Source organism: Paenibacillus sp. JNU01 (assembly GCF_059130585.1).
Genome location: NZ_CP169723.1, coordinates 3,197,866 through 3,217,539, shown reverse-complemented (window position 1 = coordinate 3,217,539; position 19,674 = coordinate 3,197,866). Strand labels below are relative to the sequence as shown.

Here is a 19,674-nt window from a genome sequence, read left to right as displayed (position 1 = left end):
GATGGAGAGAGGACGAAAGAACGGAATGAAAAAGTCATGGATACGTGTGCTAAGCACAGGTGTATTAACCGGGATGCTGACCATTGGAGCGGCATTACCTGTATGGGCATCTGATCTGACGACAAGTGAACTACGGGTCAAAGCGGGCAGCACAAGCGCTTATATTAACGGCGATAAGCAGGCCATAGCCAAACCTTACAAGGTCAAGGGTGTTACGATGGTGCCTGTCGGTGTATTCAAAAAAGCATTTGGCAGTGAAATCCGGCTGGAGAAAAATGATATTGTCAAAATCAAGGAAGGTCCGCACACGGTTACCCTAACGATTGGCAGTTCAATTGCCTGGGTAGATGGTGTAAAGCATGAGATGGGTGCCGCTCCGAAGATGGTGAATGGCGTACTTATGGTTCCACTTCGTCCGGTTGCCGCCGGGATTGGAGCAACGCTAGCTCCGAACAGTTCCGGAGAAATGGTGATTCGTCTGTTGCAAACCGATGATTCGGTAGACGATGAGGACGGCCTTCATCCGGATGAAGGCAAAACCAGAATTGGCAACAGCTTTTACGGCTGGTCCATTAACTATCCGGCAGACCTTATGGTTTTCCAGACCGGTGAGCAGGAGCGCATGATGACTTTTGGCGCTGCGGACAACAGTTATTATCTTGAGGTGTACGTCAGCGATCAGGACGTGGCTCTGGATGCGGATGATTTGTTGCAGCAACTTGTCCAGGAGGCCAAACAATCGGGAGATACGGTGCTGGATCGTGAAGCGGTGTCGAAAGGTAAAACGCCTTATGCACGCATCATTGTGAAAGATGTAGATGGCATGTTGTGGGAGATGCGTCAGTATCTGAACGAGGGCCGTCAATATGATGTGTACCTCGCAGATTACGAAGCCCTGAATTATAAGGATCTGGGCAAACGTGCAGCGCTGCTCAATTCATTCCAGCCAACCTATGCGGAATCGGATCGAACGATCAAGGATCTCTCCACTGTAGATAACGGCATGCGCTCCGCATGGAATGATGACTATGGTATTGAATTTAAGATTCCTGCGGGCTGGTCGATCGACAACAATCAGATGATCTATGAAGCCAAAGATGGTGCATATCTGCAATGGCGTGTCACTTCGGCGAAAGCAGGTACAACGGTCAAAGACTGGAGCGGCCAACTGGATAAGTGGATGCGCGAGACATTTACACCAGAGAGTTATGAGCCAATTGGCTCATATACGATGGATATCTCGGGAGAGACTGCCGAGGTGAACGAATTCCGTTATAACTTTGGCGGCGGCTGGCAGACCGAATTCGATGTTCTTTTGCAGAAGAATGGGTATCGATATTATGCAGAGTATACATTCCCGGAAGAGCAAAGTGCAGATCGGGCATGGTTTGAACGGATTATGAAGAGTGTCGAGATTGATTTTGATACGGTTGCCGATAATTTCGGTCAGCTGGATGAAGATCCGTATTTGACGGACAAAACGAAGACACTTACGCGTACATCCAAACGTTATAAATACAGTGTGGATATTCCGCGTTACTGGACACCTTACAGTGATCGTTTTGAGTATTCACCTGTGGTGTACACCTTCACGGGCGGAGAATTCTCCATTGCGGCGAGTGAAGACAAGTCGATCGAGATGACGGTCAGTCAACTGAGAGAAGCTTACGCTGAAGCCACCAAAACGCGGAAAAACTTTCAGCTGCTTCGCAGTGAGGAACTGACGTTTGCGGGTGTGCCTGCATTTTCCTTCACGTATCATGAGCTGGACAAAGGCGTGCCATATGCGGGTCGCCAGATCGTGTTTGAAAAGGACGGAACGACCTATACGATCACAAGTGGTCTGAATGATGCCAACAAGACAGAAGTTCAGGCGGCAGCCTTGGAAAAAGCAGTGAACTCATTTACTTTTATTAAATAATATTGATGCATGCCGGAGGGTCAGTGACCTTCCGGCTTATTTGTTTCCTTTATAAGATAAATTAAATATTTACACTGGGACGAAGAGTGCAGAACCGATCTGAAGAAGCGAAGCTACAAGCTTTCTGAAGGAAAGCTTCATCGGAAGTATAGGCTACGCGTTTATCGAGCGATCGGAAGATGGTACTGCAATCGGAGTGCCTAGTGTAAATCTTAATGGAAATGAAAATGGTAAACGGTTTTTTCAGGAAAACGTAGAAGAGTCGGTGCAGAAGTGGTACACTATACTAGTTCAGGAGTTATGACTGCTGATCTGGTGAATATGAATGACTGTAAGCTTGGAGTTCAGGCAATACAGACATAATAGATAGATATAGTAAATACCGTGACAATGTAGGTGTACCCGATAAGGTGCAGTCTCAAGCTTGGTATGTTCAGGCGTTTAAGGATATAGGGATGAAATCCGGCGGATAGCCGGCTATGGGGAGGATCTACATGAAAACAGCAACAATACGAAGAGAAGACGTTGAACTTCTGGCACCTGCTGGTGACTGGGATTGTATGCGTTCGGCGGTAGCCAATGGCGCAGATGCAATTTTCTTCGGAGTCGAAAAGTTTAATGCACGGGCACGGGCGAACAATTTCCGCATGGACGAGCTGCCGGAGATTATGGCGTTTTTGCACAGTTATGGCGTAAAAGGTTTTTTGACCTTTAATATATTGATTTTTGAAAATGAATTGACGGATGCCAAAGAACTGATTGATGCATGTGTCGATGCTGGTGTAGACGCTGTAATTGTTCAGGATTTGGGTCTGGTGAAGATGATCCGCGAGATCTCGCCGGATTTCCCGATTCACGGTTCAACACAGATGACGATTACGTCACCGGAAGCGGTCGAGTTTACGAAGCCGTTTGATATGGAACGTGTCGTCCTGGGACGGGAGAACAACCTGAAGCAGATCCAGAAGATCGGTGAACAGGCGAAGCTTCCCATGGAAGTATTCGTTCATGGTGCATTGTGTGTATCCTACTCGGGGCAATGTCTGACTTCCGAAATGTGGGGAGGACGTTCGGCGAACCGCGGGGAGTGCGCACAAGCTTGTCGTCTTCCATACGATCTAATGGTGGATGGAGTGCACAAGCCGATGGGTGATGTAGCCTATCTGTTGTCTCCGAAGGATCTGGCAGCGATTGATCTGATGCCGGAACTGATCGAAGCAGGAGTGACTTCTTTCAAAATTGAAGGACGTCTCAAAACGCCGGAATACGTAGCAAACGTGGTAAGCAAATATCGTAAAGCGATTGACCGTTATTTTGATGGAGATAACACACCGCCAAGCAAGGAAGAAGTTCGCGAATTGCAGCAAAGCTTCTCCCGTGGATTCACGCATGGTTTCCTGAGCGGTACGAATAATAAAGAACTGGTGGATGGAACGTTCCCGAAAAGCCGTGGTGTCTACCTTGGTCGTGTGGATCAAGTGTTGCGCGATGGTGTGGTCCTGAAGCTGGATGCACCCGTGAAACGTGGAGACGGGATCGTATTTGACGCTGGAGACCCAACGAAGAAGGAAGAAGGCGGACGGGTATACGATGTACGTCGCAAAGGTGTAAAACTCGAAGGCGAAGCCGAAGAGGGCTGGATCGTTGACGTTGTACCAGGCCGCAGTGACGTGGATCTGCGCCGCGTGAAAGTTGGCGACAAAGTGTGGAAAACGAATGACCCGGCGCTGGACAAACGTCTGCGTCAAAGCTTTGAGACCGAGAAACCGTTCCGTGTATTCCCCGTGAAGGTGAAGGTCATCGGCAGCCCAGGCCAGCCGCTTAGCACTTGGTGGACAGACGTGCAGAAAGGCACAACCGTCCGGATTGATTCCGAGATGGAACTGGACATCGCACAGAAGCGTCCAATGACGCATGAATTGCTCGAAGAGCAGTTCGGACGTCTGGGAGGCACCGTGTTCCAGTTGGAGGGAATGGACGTCAACTTGCACGGTGATGTCATCATCCCGATGCGCGAGTTGAATAACATTCGCCGTCAGGCTGTAGAACAACTTGCGGGTGAACGTCCTAAACCACCTGTCTACGTGAAACGGGTGGTCGATGTGTACGGCGATTCGGTTAAACCGGCATCGCCAGTCGCTCGCGGTCAAGCCGAGTTGACCGCGCTCTGTCGCAGCCTGCCACAAGTGGAGGCAGCGATTGAAGCAGGAATCGGCATGATCTATGCCGACTTCGAGTTTATCAAGCAGTTCCCGGCAGCTGTGGAAGCTGTGCATGCCGCTGGTCGCAAGATCGCGCTGGCAACACCGCGTATTCACATGCCTGGGGAGAACGGTTATCACAACAATATCTTGCGTCTGAAGCCGGATGCGGTATTGGTACGTAATACAGGTGCACTGTACTTCTACCTGCGCCACCGTATGGAAAACCCGGATGCAACGCACCCGGAACTGATCGGCGACTTCTCATTGAACATCGCCAATCACAAAGCCGTTGAATTGTTCCTGGAAGCCGGATGTGACTGGATTACGCCATCCTATGACCTGAACATTCAACAAATGGTTGATTTGCTGGGCCACTCCCGTACAAGTCAGACCGAAGTGGTTATCCATCAGCATCTACCGATGTTCCATACCGAGCACTGTGTGTATTGTACGTTTATGAGTGAAGGAACGGACTATACGAACTGTGGTCGTCCTTGTGAGGAACAACGTGCATCCCTGCAAGACCGAATTGGTATGTCCCACCCGGTACGTGTGGATGAAGGTTGCCGCAATACGGTATACAATGCAGTGGAGCAGTCAGGTGCCGAGTATCTGACCAACTTTATGGATCTGGGTGTATCGCGTTACCGTGTGGAGTTCCTGGAAGAGACACCGGATCAGGTGCGCGAAGTCATTGATCTGTACAACCGTGCACTGCGCGGGGAGATCAGTGGTACACAAGTTTGGAAAACACTCAAAGCAACGAACCAACTGGGTGTTACACGTGGTCAATTGGTGAAATAATTAGATTGTATGGTACAACAACAGTTACAGCATGAAGGAACCCCAATCTCTGCTTTAAGGAGCTCTTGGGGTTTTTTTACATCATGACACAGGAGGCGAAGAAGCGTGGCGCCATTCACAATTATGGATATCAAATTGCTGTGCGGGGTCACGGCATTCAAGCGCGGAGAAGATTATAACCAATCTGGCAGGGTGACCAATCTGGTGGTCAGTAAGGATCAGCTTCATTATGAAGCACAGGTACGTGGATCGGAGCGCTATCAGGTAACGGTGGATATAGATGAAACGGGAGAGGTTGTGGCAGGCTGCAGTTGTCCGGGTGACGGCAGGCATTATGACTATTGTAAACATGTGGCTGCTGTCCTGTTGGCTATTCACGAATGGGGTGAGCAACAGGAGCGTAATGTCACAATTGAATCTGGGAAGCCTGCTCAATCTGCTACAGGTCAAGGCGTCAATACCAGTTCTAGCATAGGTTCCAAGTCCAGGGTTGGGACGCTGGTCGAAGAGAGCAAGTGGGAGCGCCCCCAGTCTTATTCACAACGAGAGCAACTGGATGATCCTTCAGAGCATCCGCCCGTTCACTTTGCCCAAGCAGGTCGTCCAAGTTCAGCTTCGGGGTGGGGCCGCTCGGCAGATAAACCTTCGTACCGTACGGCAGATCAGATTCTGTCCATGTTTGCCAAGGATCGGAGACCACTGCATGGAAAGGATCGTAAGTACACGGCTCCTGTCAGCCGTTCCTCCCTGCGGGAAGAATTGCAGGTCCAGTTTATATGCAAGCTGACACAGGTTCACAAGGGTGGTGGGAAACTTGCTCTTGAATTGAAAGTGGGTAACAAACGTCTGTATGTGGTGCAGAAAGTAAAGCAGTTCCTGAATTGCATTGAAAAGGGCGAGCCGATGGCATTTACCAAGCTGTTCCACTATGATCCATTGATGCATGTGTTCAATCCGCAGGATCAGGCCATTCTCTCGATGCTCATTCGAATGAGACAGAGTGAAGAGGCCTATCGCCAATCTATCTCCGGTTATTTGGGAGCGTCGGACGGACGGGATATACTGATTGCTCCGCTCGTATGGAAGCCATTGCTGGAATTGCTACTACAGGCCGACAGTCGGATGGAGGGTACAGGATTTGCCAATGGGCCACTCACGCTCGGTGAGGGTGTATTACCTTTGTTTTACCGGATTGCCCAAGGAACGAATGAAGGGTATCAGCTTGAAATTTCGGGACTGCGCGAGCTGATTCTTCTCCCTGCTTATGATGCTGCTGTGGTGGAAGGACAGTTGCATATGTTGGAGCCGATGCAGATGCGAAGTCTGGAGGACTTGAGTGCGGCACTCACTTCATATGGGATTAAGGAGAGCATTGATATTTCGACCCAGCAGGTGGATGAATTTGTGCAACATGTCGTGCCTGAACTGCGTACGCTTGGACATCTGTCCATTGATTCGCAGGTGCGTGAACAGATCGCGGAACCGGAACTTAGACCGAAGTTATACATCGACTTCTACCGCGAACGTATTACAGCACGTCTGGAATTCGACTATGAGGTCATGGTTATTAATCCGCTGGCAGAGTACTTGATAGATGAAGAAGAGAAAAAGGTTATTTTGGTGCGTGATCGATATAAAGAACGGAACTTGATTGAGCGGCTTGATCGATCCTTTCTCGAAAGGGAGGGTAGTGTCTGGGCGAGCGAACGCGAAGATGCGATCTATGATGTCATGTATCATCTGTTGCCTGAGCTTGAGAAACAGGTCGATATCTATATGCCAAATGCTGTGAAGGCGATGGTGCAATCCTATCCAACACCGCCGAAAGTACGAGCAGATTTGGGAAGAGGATTGGACTGGCTGGAGATTTCATTTGAGATGGAAGGTGTGGACGAAGAGGAACTTCAGGAACTCATGCGCCGCATTGTGGAAAAGAAACCATATTTCCGTCTCAAGAGCGGTGTCTTTCTCTCGCTTGAAAATGAAGGTGCAGACAGCTTCGCTCACATGGCTGATTCGCTTGGACTTGGAGCAGATGACATCAAGAGCAGCCATATCCGGCTGCCAGCTGTTCGGGCGTTGCAATTGCCAGGCAGGGATGAGGTTTCAGGACATGTGAAGTGGGGAGGTTCTCTGAAACGTTTCCTTGATGATCTCCGAGATCCCGAGCGGATGGATTTTGCATTACCGGGGCCTCTGACCTCCATACTGCGGGACTATCAGAACAGCGGATACCAGTGGCTGCGTACCCTCGCTTATTATCGGTTTGGCGGCATTCTGGCGGATGATATGGGACTTGGCAAAACGTTGCAAAGCATCGCCTATATCACAGCGGTACTTCAAGAGAAGCCCGAGTACAATACGGACAATGCGGACGTTGATAAATACCGGGAGAGTGGCTCATTATGGGGCGGTGAAACGTTGGCGACTGCCGGCATTGATCCCGAAACTGGGCTCCCTTTGGATAAGATGACTTCAGAGAATACGGATGGCTCATGGTCCACGATGCAGCAGGATGGATTGACGGTCCGAACGAAGGTTATTCATCCTCCGGTACTTGTCGTGGCCCCTGCTTCGCTGACCTATAACTGGGCGAATGAGTTTGCGAGGTTTGCCCCGCATCTGAACGTCTTGATCGCAGCCGGGCAGAAAGAAGAACGAGCCAATATGCTTTCAGGCATGGATGAGGTAGATGTGATTGTGACATCGTATCCTTTGTTACGTCGGGATCTGGACACCTACCTTGGCCGAACATTTCATACACTCATTCTGGATGAAGCTCAGGCGATTAAAAATGCTTCTTCCCAGACTGCACAGGCAGTGAAACAAATTCAGGCACCGCGCCGTTTTGCACTCACAGGCACACCTGTGGAGAACTCGCTGGATGAATTGTGGTCCATTTTCGAAGCGGTATTCCCTGGACTGTTTCCAAGCTACAGAAGATTCCGCGACCTTCCACCGGAACGGATCTCGCGGATGGTACGTCCGTTTATTTTGCGCCGTCTGAAGAAGGATGTGTTGGAAGAATTGCCTGATCGAATTGAAACGGTACAGCGGTCAGAGCTTACGGTTGAACAGAAGAAACTGTACGCCGCATACCTTTCCCAGCTTCAGGATGAAGCATCGAAGGACATGGAGGATAATGGATTCCAGAAGAATCGTATCAAAATTCTAGCAGGCATCACCCGTTTGCGTCAGTTGTGCTGCCATCCGGCCCTCTTTGTCGAAGGCTATCAAGGCGATTCTGGGAAAATGGAGCAGTTGCTTGAAACGGTCGAGGATTGTTTGGCCGCAGGCAAACGTATTCTTATTTTCTCCCAATTCGCGAGCATGTTGAACCTGATTCGTCAGACACTCGCGGCACAGGGAAAAAACCTGTTTTACCTCGATGGTCAGACCCCGGCGCAGAGCCGTGTGGAGATGTGCCACAGATTTAATGAGGGTGAAGCTGAACTATTCTTAATCTCCCTGAAAGCTGGAGGGACCGGACTCAACTTAACAGGGGCAGATACCGTTATATTATATGATCTGTGGTGGAATCCCGCGGTGGAAGAACAGGCGATTGGCCGTGCCCATCGTATGGGACAGAAACAGGTGGTGCAAGTCATCCGCTTGGTTACCGAAGGTACAATCGAAGAGAAGATTCTGGAACTCCAGCAACGGAAGAAGGACTTGATTGCCGAAGTGATTGAGCCGGGAGACGGCGGATCAACAACCTTATCCGAACAGGATATTCGCGAATTGTTGATGGTATAATGAAGTCCAAGCATCGTAGCAATAAGAATCATTAAATATATGAAACTATACAAGATGGACTAATGATTTACACGAGAAACGTAGAGGACAGAAAAAACTGGAGAAGCGGAGCTACAAGCTTTCTGCAAGAAAGCTACTTCGAAAGCGTACACTTCGCCTAAAAGCTTTCTGAAAGAAAGCTGCATCGGAAGCATATGTTATTACCAGATTTTAACCTTTGTAAAAGTGAATTAAAAAATCGGGGGATAACAGCGATCGGAAGGTTGTTCTGTTATCGTAGTGTCAGTGTAAATAACTTTTAGTTCAACTTGTTTAGCAAAAGGAGTAGGTTCGTGTGCGTATTCGCAAAGCGATTATTCCAGCCGCAGGGCTGGGTACCCGGTTTCTGCCTGCCACCAAGGCGATGCCTAAGGAAATGCTGCCCATCGTGGACAAGCCAACGATCCAGTACATTATTGAAGAAGCCGTTGCTTCAGGTATTGAAGATATCATTATTGTGACAGGTAAAGGGAAGCGGGCCATCGAAGATCACTTCGACTATTCGTTTGAGCTGGAGCAGAACCTGGCGGACAAACAGAAGTGGGACTTGCTTAACGAAGTACGTAAACCCTCCGAGATGGCAGATATCCATTATATCCGTCAAAAGGAACCGAAGGGACTTGGTCACGCCATCTGGTGCGCCCGCAAGTTTATCGGCAACGAGCCTTTTGCCGTCCTGCTAGGGGACGACATCGTGGAATCGGACCATCCCTGTCTGAGGCAGATGATCGAGGTCTACGATGAATTGCAATCTCCGATTGTTGGTGTACAGCCAGTTGATTGGAATGAGGTATCTCGCTACGGGATTGTGGACGGAGAGTTGTTGACCCCTACCGATGATCGTGTCTTTCGTGCTCGCCGCCTAATTGAGAAACCAAAAACTGAAGATTCTCCATCCAACCTGGCTATTATGGGACGTTACATTCTTACACCGGATATTTTTGAAATACTAGGTCAACAATCTGCTGGCGTTGGGGGCGAAATTCAGCTCACGGATGCCTTATCCCGATTGAATGAACAGCGGCAGATTATCGCGTATCATTTTGATGGACTGCGTCATGATGTTGGTGAGAAGTTGGGTTTTATCGAAACGTCGATTCACTACGCATTGCAGCGCCCGGATCTGCGGAAAGATCTTTTGAAGTATTTGGAACAGGTTGTAAAGGGTCAATAATTGGTTACTGCATGTCCTTGAAGTCCAGCCGAAGAATGATATCGCGGCTGGGCTTTAATTTATTTTATGGAAGGGTAAATATGAGGATTATACAGGCCAATGAACAAACACTTACCTGACACTTTACATATACATAGTCAATATGAAGAAATGATGTCAACAGCAAAACGGAGGGATGTCATGAAGGTACTTCCGCTGTTTATGGATGGCGCTGCCATCTTGGAACCCAAGATTTATGGTGATCACCGTGGATATTTTATGGAGAGTTATAATGAGCAGGTTCTGCATGAACAGGGAATACAGCACGTCTTTATTCAGGACAATCAATCCTTGTCGGCTGAAGCAGGTGTTTTACGTGGGCTTCATTACCAGCTTCAGCCCAAAGCGCAAACTAAATTGGTGAGGGTTATATCTGGGGCTATATATGATGTGATCGTGGATGTCCGCACTTCATCCCCTACCTTTGGTCAATGGAAAAGTGTCATTCTAAGTGAGTATAACCAGCGGCAGCTGCTTGTTCCTCATGGCTTTGCTCATGGATTCTGTACCTTGGTGCCTCATTCCCAGGTAACTTATAAGGTGGACGCCTATTATTCTCCTGAACATGACCGTGGAATTCTGTGGAACGATCCGGCACTCGCCATTGATTGGCCTGTGACGAAACCTATATTATCGGAGAAGGATCAGAAGCATCCTTTACTGAAAGATGCTGAACTGAATTTCGACTAATTAATCAGACTATTCAGATACTTCTGTATCTGGAGGCAGAGGGAGAGTGACAGCATGAAACTACTGGTTACGGGTGGGGCCGGATTTATCGGCAGCAACTTTGTGCTATATATGCTTCGTGAACATCCGAGTTATGAGATTATCAATGTGGATGCATTAACGTATGCGGGGAACTTGGAGAACTTGCATACGGTAGAGTCCAATCCCCGATATACCTTCATCCAAGCAGATATTGCAGATGTACAGCAGATGGAAACTGTTTTTTCCCAAGGCATCGATGTGGTTGTGAATTTCGCTGCCGAGTCTCATGTGGATCGAAGTATTCTGTCCCCGGATATCTTTGTACGTACCAATGTGATGGGTACTCAGGTTCTGCTGGATGCGGCAAAGAAATATCAAGTCACCAAATTTGTTCAGGTATCGACGGATGAGGTATATGGATCACTAGGTCCAACAGGTTTATTTACTGAAAATACACCTTTGATGCCAAACAGTCCTTACTCTGCAAGTAAAGCTGGCGGGGACCTGCTTGTAAGAGCCTATCATGAAACATTTGGACTTCCCGTAAATATTACACGTTGCTCCAATAACTATGGGCCTTTTCAATTCCCGGAGAAACTGATTCCGCTGATTATATCCCGGGCATTGAATGATGAAGCCATTCCGGTATATGGTGACGGGCTCAATATTCGTGACTGGCTTTATGTCGAGGATCACTGTAGCGCGATTGATCTGGTAATTCATAATGGACAATCTGGAGAAGTGTACAACATTGGTGGTAATAATGAACGTACAAATATATACATTGTGGAGAGCGTATTGGAGCAACTGGGTAAGCCAGCGAGTTTGATACAATATGTACAAGATCGGTTGGGACATGACCGACGTTACGGTATAGATCCTACCAAGATACGTACAGAGCTTGGCTGGCAACCCGCCCACAATTTTGAGACAGGGATCAAGGAGACGATCCAATGGTATCTGAAGCATCAAGACTGGTGGACGAGAATTCAATCAGGCACATATCAGGACTATGTTCAGCTTCAGTACGGTAAACGGATGGGTGATTCATCCAAATGAATTATAGAGTTATGGTGACTGGCGCAGCCGGACAGCTGGGTTATGATGTGGTGAAGACCTTCGAAGCAGAGGGTCATCAGGTATTGGCCTGTGACAAGAAGCAGATGGATATTACCGATCAACAGCAGTGCACAGATATAATTACAACGTTCCGACCGCACATCATTATTCATTGCGCTGCTTTTACGGCTGTCGATCAGGCTGAGGCAGATGAGGATACAGCATTCGCAATCAATGCATCAGGTACTAGAAATATTGCAGTTGCCGCCGAGAGTGTGAAAGCAAAGCTGGTATATATCAGTACCGATTATGTATTCGATGGGAGCGGGAGCACACCATACCAGGAGTACGATGTAACGAATCCACAGGGTGTTTATGGCAAGTCGAAGCTTGCCGGGGAACGGCTGGTTCAAAGTTTGTGTACGCAATGGTTTATCATTCGAACATCATGGGTGTTTGGCGTGCATGGCAATAATTTTGTCAAAACCATGCTGGAACTTATGGTGAAGCGTCCACAACTTCAAGTGGTTCATGACCAACAAGGTTCACCTACCTATACGGTGGATCTTGCCCGATTCATCCATCTCCTTTCCGTAAGTGAAAAGTATGGCATCTATCATGCTTCCAATTCAGGAACTTGCACATGGTACGAGTTTGCAAAGGTAATAAGAGAAGAAGCCAGTAAGCAGAGTGTATTCGAGCCTACAGCCGAACTTACACCATGCACAACTGAACAGTTTCCGCGTCCTGCCCCTCGTCCTGCATACTCGGTCATGGATCATTTGGCGATTCGAACGAACGGTCTGCAACCTCTGAGACACTGGCGTGAGGCGCTGATTGCATTTTTGAATGAGTTGAGTGCACAGCAAAAGGACTGAGCATGTTGATGGTCCGCGATTTATCTAAAATATATCCTCTATTTAACAGCCGCCTTCAAGCGGCTATTTTGTTTTACATCTCCTCAATTCGGGTAGTTAGCTAACAAAAAGGTACTGAGGATGTGAATGTGATATGAAACGCATTGCCGCCGTGTTAATACTACTGATCGTTACCGTGGGCACACTCTTTTTCGCCTATGAAAGCGAGAGTGAGGAACAACGGGACGGATTTACCGCTTATAGATTAATTGCCCATGCGATGGGCAGCATTCGGGATCAACCATATACCAACGCCTATGAAGCGATGATTGCCAATTACGAGAAAGGCACACGTGTTTTTGAGATCGACTTTATGCTGACCTCGGATCGCAAAGCCGTAGCCAGACATGAGTGGACCGCTAATATGAGTAAAATGCTAGGACAGGACCAAGAGCTTCCCGAGGAAAAACAAGCCGGGGCGCTGACACATGATGAGTTCATGAATACGCCTATTCTGGGTATGTACCAACCCATGGATGCCGACGGCATTATAGATGTACTGGCTAAATACCCGGATATGTATATCGTAACCGATACCAAAGAACAGAAGGATGAAGATATACAGCAGGTGTTAAGATCCCTCGTGGATGCTGCCAAAGAACATGATCCCTCCGTGCTTGATCGCGTGGTTGTACAGATCTACAACGAACCCATGCTTGAAACGGTGAAAGAAGTCTATGCATTCCCTTCCATTATCTATACGTTATACGCCACACAGGATACAGAAGATCAGGTTGTTGATTTTGTGCAAAAAAATGATATTGATGCCGTGACCATGCCGGAATATAAAGTAAACCAGAATTTTGTCGCCAAGCTTAATAGTGCAGGCTCAGTTACTTACGTGCACACCATCAATGACACTGAACAGGTGGCTAACTATGAGAAGTGGGGCGTGTATGGGGTGTACTCGGACGTGCTGACGGAGCAGGAACTGGATGAGATGAATACACGGTTTGCCTGGAAACCGTAAAATGTCGTAATTACAATCATTACAAAATCCAAATCACAGGCTTTTCCATACCAGAACAGGGAAATGTCTGTGATTTTCTGTTCCCCTTTTTATACGAACATTGACACTCACTGTCTGCTGACTTAGACTTAGTTTACAAGCTTTCTAGGATGCAGAAGAACCTCTGGAGGAATGTTCGTTGATAGACATGATTAAGCAGTGGAGACATGTATTTAAGCTTGACCCGGACAGGGAGATTACGGACGAAGAACTTGATCAGGTCTGCATGTCGGGGACCGATGCAATTATCGTCGGTGGATCTTCAGGAATTACCTATGATAACACGGTAGACCTGATGTCCCGTGTGCGTCGCTATGAGCTGCCCTGTGTGCTTGAAGTATCCGATCTGGAGGCTGTTGTTCCCGGGTTTGACGGATATCTGATCCCGATGGTGCTGAATGCAACGGACAGCAAATGGATGATTGGGCACCACCAGAAGGCTATAGAGCGTTACGGTTATCTGATCCCATGGGATCTGCTGATTGCCGAGGGTTATATTGTGCTTAATGCAAACTCCACGGTAGCGCGGTTGACGGGTGCGGATACGGATCTGACGACAGGAGCTGCGGTGGCATATGCCCAGGCTGCGGAACGTCTGCTCCATCTTCCTATTGTATACATGGAGTACAGCGGAACGTTCGGAGATATGGAGCTTGTTGGTGAGACACACAGACAGTTGGAGCGGGCACATCTCATCTACGGCGGCGGAATTGATGATCCGGAGAAAGCCGCCCAAGCTGCTCAGGTGGCAGATACCATCGTTGTAGGTAACATATTGTATAGTGATCTGAACAAAGCACTTGAGACGGTGTTGGCCGTAAAAGGTACCGATGAAACGGTTTAGTTTACCATTCCCCCATTTTCCCCTTATGATCTGTTAAAATAGAACTTTGCCCTTACTAAGTTTAAGAAGTTATATGAGCGTAATGTCGTTTACACGAGTAGGAAATTCGTATAAAGGAACTATGTTTACACAAAAACGAAGTTTTCTCTTTTTTTTTACTACCCTTAAATATAAGCTAAACTAATTTTTACACGAGAACGAAGAGGACAGAAATAAGCTGGAGAAGCGGAGCGTTCGCCTTTATTACCGGATTTTCCCCTTTGAAAAAGTAGATCGAAAAATCCGGGAATAACAGCGATCGGAAGATTATTCTGTCATCGGAGTGGCGAGTGTAACCTATTAATTTTGCTTTATAGACCAACCAACGAAAGGAGCATGCATGCATGCAACCTGTAAATATACATGATGCCGTTGCACGGCTTAACACCCCTCAACGGCAAGCCGTCGAGGCGACGGATGGCCCGCTGCTGATTATGGCCGGAGCGGGCTCCGGCAAGACCCGGGTGCTGACACACCGGATTGCCTACCTCATTGCAACACGGAAAGCACCCCCGTGGGGCATTTTAGCAATTACCTTTACGAACAAAGCCGCTCGTGAGATGCAGGATCGGGTTTCCCAACTCGTAGGTGGCTCCCAGGGCCGCGACATTTGGGTATCCACGTTCCACTCCATGTGCGTGCGTATTTTGCGCCGAGATATTGAACGTATTGGCTTCACCTCCAACTTCAGTATTCTGGACTCATCGGACCAATTATCTGTTATTCGCAGCTGTATGAAAGACCAGAATATTGATACCAAGAAATTTGAACCCAAAGCAGTTCAATCGATGATGAGTACGGCCAAGAATGAACTGATCAGTCCGGAGCAATATGAGAAGCAGGCAGGAGACTATTTCGAGGGTATTGTAGCCAAAATATATAAGATGTATCAGAAACGGTTAAGAGCCAACAACTCACTCGATTTCGATGATCTTATTATGCAGACGATTCAACTGTTCAAGGAAGTACCGGAAGTCCTCGACTTTTATCAAAAGAAATTCCAGTATATTCACGTGGACGAGTATCAGGATACGAACCGTGCACAGTACATGCTGTGCCGCATGCTTGCTGACAGTCACCACCGCATCTGTGTTGTAGGGGATAGTGACCAGTCGATCTATCGCTGGCGCGGGGCCGATATCAGCAATATCCTGAACTTTGAGAAAGACTATCCAGAAGCAAATACGATTTTGCTGGAACAGAACTATCGTTCTACGTCCAATATCCTGAATGCAGCGAATGAAGTGATCGGCCTGAATACAGGGCGTAAACCGAAGAAACTGTGGACGGACAAAGAGGGCGGTTCGAAGATCAAGGTGTACCGTGCGGATTCTGAACATGATGAGGGGTACTTTGTAACCTCCGAGATTAGTAAAAATGTGAAGAACGGCAAATCCTATCAAAACCATGCCATTTTGTACCGTACCAACGCCCAGTCCCGGGTTATAGAGGAAATTCTGATCAAGTCTGATATTCCGTATCAGATTGTCGGCGGCATCAAGTTCTATGATCGTAAAGAGATCAAGGACATTCTGGCGTATCTGCGCCTGTTATCCAACCCCGACGATGATATCAGTCTTACCCGGATTATTAATGTACCGAAGCGTAGCATTGGGGATACAACGGTAGCGAAGTTGGCGGCTGCGGCAGGAGAGCGTGGAATTTCCATTTTCCGCGTGCTACAGGTTGTGGATGATCTTGGTTTTGCTGGACGTACGCGTAATGCGTTGGTGGAGTTCTATGACATGATTGCTGCGTTGCATCAGATGGTAGAATATCTGTCTGTAACTGAATTAACCGAGAAGATCCTTGAGATGAGTCAATATCGTCTTGAGATGCAAAATGAAAATACACTCGAATCTCGTGCACGGCTCGAGAACATTGATGAGTTCCTGTCGGTAACCATGGAATTTGAGAAAAATAATGAAGACAAAACGCTCGTATCGTTCCTCACCGATCTTGCATTGATTGCGGACATCGACAGCATGAACGATGATGAAGAGGATCAGAGCGATGCGGTTACCCTGATGACCATGCACAGTGCCAAAGGTCTGGAGTTCCCGGTTGTCTTTATCGTGGGTATGGAGGAAGGAGTCTTCCCGCACAGCCGTGCCTTTATGGATAATGAAGAGTTGGAGGAAGAACGCCGACTTGCTTATGTGGGGATTACTCGTGCAGAAGAGCAACTCTTCCTGTCGTGTGCACAGATGCGTACCTTGTTTGGACGTACCACCGCAAATCCACCTTCCCGCTTCCTGGACGAAATTCCGGATGAGCTGAAGGAAGACACTTCCATGGCTCGTGATCGTTACCGCCGTGGCAGTAGCGGAGGCGGCTCATATGGTGGACGGGGACTAGGTTCCAGTGGAGGAAGTAACTTCGGTGGTGGCACCAAGCTCTTTGATCATCAAAGCAAGAGCGGTTCATCTGCTACCTCATCCACGCCAACTTCGCGTGTGACTACAAGTACTTCCCGCCCGACATACTCTACGCCATCATCTGCTTCCAAGCCGGCAGCTTCGAATGGTGAAGCAGGGTTTAAGGCAGGAGACAAAGTGCAGCATGGCAAATGGGGGACAGGCACAATCGTTGCAGTCAAAGGGACAGGGAATGACACCGAACTGCAGATTGCATTCCCGGCTCCGGTTGGTGTGAAACGTTTGCTTGCCGGTTTTGCCCCAATTACCAAAGTAGAATAAGAACGATACTTCCTTTTGCACGATTAGCGAGAGAACAGAAATAACTTTTCTAAGAAAACTGCTTCTTCATCTCATATCAGCCAAGGTTTTTGTCACGTCATTTCTAAGCTTGACTTTACTGATATGATTAGAAATCTGTATAAATTCAATGTAACATCGGCACGGTAACGGAGAGAACATAAATAACTTGTAGAAGCTACGCGTTCGCCTTTATCCCCTGATTTCTACCTTTTAACATGAATTAAAAGAAATCTGGAGATAACAGCGATCGGAAAGTTGTTATGTTATCGGAGTGTCAGTGTGGATAATCATTAATTGAAATTATATAGTGACACCAGTGATTGAAAAGTTATTCTGTTATCGTTGTTCAAGTGCAATAGGAGTGTTCGTTCTACATATATAGATCAAATTAACGGAGGGATGGCCCTGTATGGACCCGATGCACCGGATGGAGCAACTCGTTACCGAGCTGAACCAGCATAATTATCAGTACTACACGATGGATCAGCCACAGATCAGCGATAAGGAGTATGATCTTCTGTACGACGAACTGGTTACGCTGGAACAGGAAAGCGGCATGGTTCTGCCTGATTCTCCAACCCAGCGTGTGGGTGGGGAACTGCTCAAAGGGTTTACCCCACATCGCCATTTATCCCCATTATGGAGTCTGGACAAAGCGCAGAATATTGAGCAGCTGCGCAGCTGGAATACCCGTGTACTGAAACTGATTAATGATTATAACAGTAAAAATACCGATACGCCTTTACCGGAACCAGGTTATGTCATTGAGTTGAAGTTTGACGGATTGACGCTGAACCTGACGTACACCAACGGTGAGTTGGTGCAAGCCTCTACACGAGGGAACGGTACAGTAGGCGAAGGTATTTTGGCTCAAGTAAGAACGATCAGATCGGTTCCGCTCAAAATTCCTTACACAAGTGGCACAATTGAAGTACAGGGTGAAGGTATCATGAACCTGTCTGTCCTGGAGCGATACAACGAGACAGCGGCAGAACCGCTCAAGAATGCGCGGAATGCAGCAGCGGGAGCACTGCGTAACCTGAATCCAAAGGCGACGGCTGAGCGTAGACTGAATGCTTATTTCTATAACGTAGGTTATTCGGATGACATTCAGTTCGCCAATCATCAGCAGATGATGGACTTCTTGCGTGAGAACCGTTTCAAGGTGAATCCATCGATTACTTATTTCCATGAGTTTGATGATGTGATGGAACAATTGGCTGCGATTCAGGAGAACCGGGGTCAGTTAGACTATCTGATCGATGGAGCTGTTATCAAAATTACAGACATGCGTACCCGCGACGTATTGGGTTATACCGATAAATTCCCTCGCTGGGCAGTAGCATATAAATTCGAGGCAGAAGAGACCACGACAGTTCTTAATGCTGTGGTATGGAATGTGGGACGTACTGGCAAAGTGACTCCGCTGGCACGCGTAGAACCGGTTGAACTTGCCGGGGTAACGGTACAGAACTGTACCCTGAACAATGTTGGCGATATTGAGCGCAAAAATCTGAAGTTTGCTCTGGGCACTCGGGTCTTTATTCGCCGATCCAATGATGTCATTCCAGAAATTTTGGGTAAAGTGACTGAGGAAAGTGATGGCGAGGAGATCGTCTTCCCTGAGCAGTGCCCAGCATGTGGATTCCCGCTCGAGCAACGTGGAGCGCACTTGTTCTGTAACAACAGACTGGCATGTAAACCACAGACGGTGGCACGTATTTCCCACTTTGCTTCCCGTGATGCCATGGACATTGAGACATTCAGTGAGAAAACAGCGATTCAGCTGTACGATGAATTGAACGTGCGCGAGCCTGCTGACCTGTATACGTTACAGTTTGATGATCTGGTGAAGCTGGAACGGTTTGGCGAAAAGAAAGCGAACAACCTTCTCGCTGCGCTAGAGCTCAGTAAGGATCGTGATCTGGCTTCGTTCTTATACTCACTGGGTATACCGAACACAGGTAAATCTACCACACGTATGCTTGCGGATCATTACCGAGATCTGCACGCCATTATGAATGCAACTGTAGAAGAATTGGTTGAACTACCTGACGTTGGTGGTATTGTGGCGGAGAGTATCGTAACTTTCTTTGCAGATCCGTTTACACAGGCTGCGATTGAGAAGATGCTCAACTTGGGTGTGAAAGCCCAGGCACCTGAGGTGTCAGAAGTTGTTGTTGTGGAAGATTCCTTCTTCAGTGGTAAAACGGTCGTCCTGACCGGAACGCTGCACCAATTGACGCGGGAAGAGGCGACGCAAAGACTGGAGGCGCTCGGAGCGAAGGTGACTGGCAGTGTATCGAAAAAGACAGATCTGGTGATTGCCGGAGAGAAGGCAGGTAGCAAATTGACCAAAGCTCATGATCTCGGTATTCCAACGATTGAGGATGAGGACGAACTTGTACGCCTTTTGAACCCACAGGGTTAGAGGACAA

At 47.9% G+C, this 19,674-nt stretch carries 10 protein-coding genes and 2 pseudogenes; all 12 read left to right on the top strand.

Annotated features, from left to right (window positions below; all coding sequences use genetic code 11):
- Positions 1-25 precede the first annotated feature (25 nt).
- The 12 genes and pseudogenes from NLBNIHML_RS14085 to ligA all read left to right on the top strand — a co-directional run bounded on the left by NLBNIHML_RS14085 (position 26) and on the right by ligA (position 19,667).
- Positions 26-1,921, top strand: coding sequence for a stalk domain-containing protein (locus NLBNIHML_RS14085; protein ID WP_494354569.1), 1,896 nt, complete (start codon positions 26-28; stop codon positions 1,919-1,921).
- 494 nt (positions 1,922-2,415) lie between these two features.
- On the top strand, positions 2,416-4,929 hold the full coding sequence (locus NLBNIHML_RS14080) for a U32 family peptidase (protein WP_494354568.1): 2,514 nt from the start codon (positions 2,416-2,418) through the stop codon (positions 4,927-4,929).
- A 123-nt stretch (positions 4,930-5,052) separates the two neighbouring features.
- Positions 5,053-7,059, top strand: a pseudogene (locus NLBNIHML_RS14075) (SNF2 helicase associated domain-containing protein); the annotation flags it as partial.
- 81 nt (positions 7,060-7,140) lie between these two features.
- Positions 7,141-8,685 (top strand): annotated as a pseudogene (locus NLBNIHML_RS14070) (DEAD/DEAH box helicase); the annotation flags it as partial.
- A gap of 334 nt (positions 8,686-9,019) precedes the next feature.
- Positions 9,020-9,898 (top strand): UTP--glucose-1-phosphate uridylyltransferase GalU, encoded by an 879-nt coding sequence (gene galU, locus NLBNIHML_RS14065; protein ID WP_339238056.1) that lies wholly within the window; start codon positions 9,020-9,022, stop codon positions 9,896-9,898.
- A gap of 180 nt (positions 9,899-10,078) precedes the next feature.
- Positions 10,079-10,627 (top strand): dTDP-4-dehydrorhamnose 3,5-epimerase, encoded by a 549-nt coding sequence (gene rfbC / locus NLBNIHML_RS14060; RefSeq protein ID WP_339238054.1) that lies wholly within the window; start codon positions 10,079-10,081, stop codon positions 10,625-10,627.
- Between the two features lie 54 nt (positions 10,628-10,681).
- Positions 10,682-11,707 (top strand): dTDP-glucose 4,6-dehydratase, encoded by a 1,026-nt coding sequence (gene rfbB, locus NLBNIHML_RS14055; RefSeq protein WP_339238052.1) that lies wholly within the window; start codon positions 10,682-10,684, stop codon positions 11,705-11,707.
- Complete coding sequence (gene rfbD / locus NLBNIHML_RS14050) at positions 11,704-12,585, top strand: dTDP-4-dehydrorhamnose reductase (RefSeq protein WP_494354567.1); 882 nt, start codon at positions 11,704-11,706, stop codon at positions 12,583-12,585. The genes rfbB and rfbD overlap by 4 nt, the downstream gene beginning before the upstream one ends.
- 133 nt (positions 12,586-12,718) lie before the next feature.
- Positions 12,719-13,594, top strand: a complete 876-nt coding sequence (locus NLBNIHML_RS14045) for a phosphatidylinositol-specific phospholipase C/glycerophosphodiester phosphodiesterase family protein (protein ID WP_339238048.1) — start codon at positions 12,719-12,721, stop codon at positions 13,592-13,594.
- A 187-nt stretch (positions 13,595-13,781) separates the two neighbouring features.
- Positions 13,782-14,477 carry a heptaprenylglyceryl phosphate synthase gene (gene pcrB, locus NLBNIHML_RS14040; RefSeq protein WP_494354709.1) on the top strand — a complete coding sequence of 232 codons (696 nt, stop codon included), beginning with the start codon at positions 13,782-13,784 and terminating at the stop codon, positions 14,475-14,477.
- Positions 14,478-14,860: 383 nt separating this feature from the next.
- Positions 14,861-17,215, top strand: coding sequence for a DNA helicase PcrA (gene pcrA, locus NLBNIHML_RS14035; RefSeq protein ID WP_339238044.1), 2,355 nt, complete (start codon positions 14,861-14,863; stop codon positions 17,213-17,215).
- Between the two features lie 430 nt (positions 17,216-17,645).
- Positions 17,646-19,667: an NAD-dependent DNA ligase LigA gene (ligA, locus tag NLBNIHML_RS14030; protein ID WP_494354566.1), complete on the top strand. Its 2,022-nt coding sequence runs from the start codon at positions 17,646-17,648 to the stop codon at positions 19,665-19,667.
- The last annotated feature ends 7 nt before the right edge of the window (positions 19,668-19,674 follow it).

Excerpts from the sequence above, each read along its gene's own strand:
- rfbD (WP_494354567.1), top strand. The coding sequence starts at position 11,704 with ATGAATTATAGAGTTATGGTGACTGGCGCAGCCGGACAGCTGGGTTAT.
- ligA (WP_494354566.1), top strand. The coding sequence starts at position 17,646 with ATGGACCCGATGCACCGGATGGAGCAACTCGTTACCGAGCTGAACCAG.
- NLBNIHML_RS14085 (WP_494354569.1), top strand. The coding sequence starts at position 26 with ATGAAAAAGTCATGGATACGTGTGCTAAGCACAGGTGTATTAACCGGG.
- rfbC (WP_339238054.1), top strand. The coding sequence starts at position 10,079 with ATGAAGGTACTTCCGCTGTTTATGGATGGCGCTGCCATCTTGGAACCC.
- NLBNIHML_RS14045 (WP_339238048.1), top strand. The coding sequence starts at position 12,719 with ATGAAACGCATTGCCGCCGTGTTAATACTACTGATCGTTACCGTGGGC.
- pcrA (WP_339238044.1), top strand. The coding sequence starts at position 14,861 with ATGCAACCTGTAAATATACATGATGCCGTTGCACGGCTTAACACCCCT.
- NLBNIHML_RS14080 (WP_494354568.1), top strand. The coding sequence starts at position 2,416 with ATGAAAACAGCAACAATACGAAGAGAAGACGTTGAACTTCTGGCACCT.
- rfbB (WP_339238052.1), top strand. The coding sequence starts at position 10,682 with ATGAAACTACTGGTTACGGGTGGGGCCGGATTTATCGGCAGCAACTTT.
- pcrB (WP_494354709.1), top strand. The coding sequence starts at position 13,782 with ATGATTAAGCAGTGGAGACATGTATTTAAGCTTGACCCGGACAGGGAG.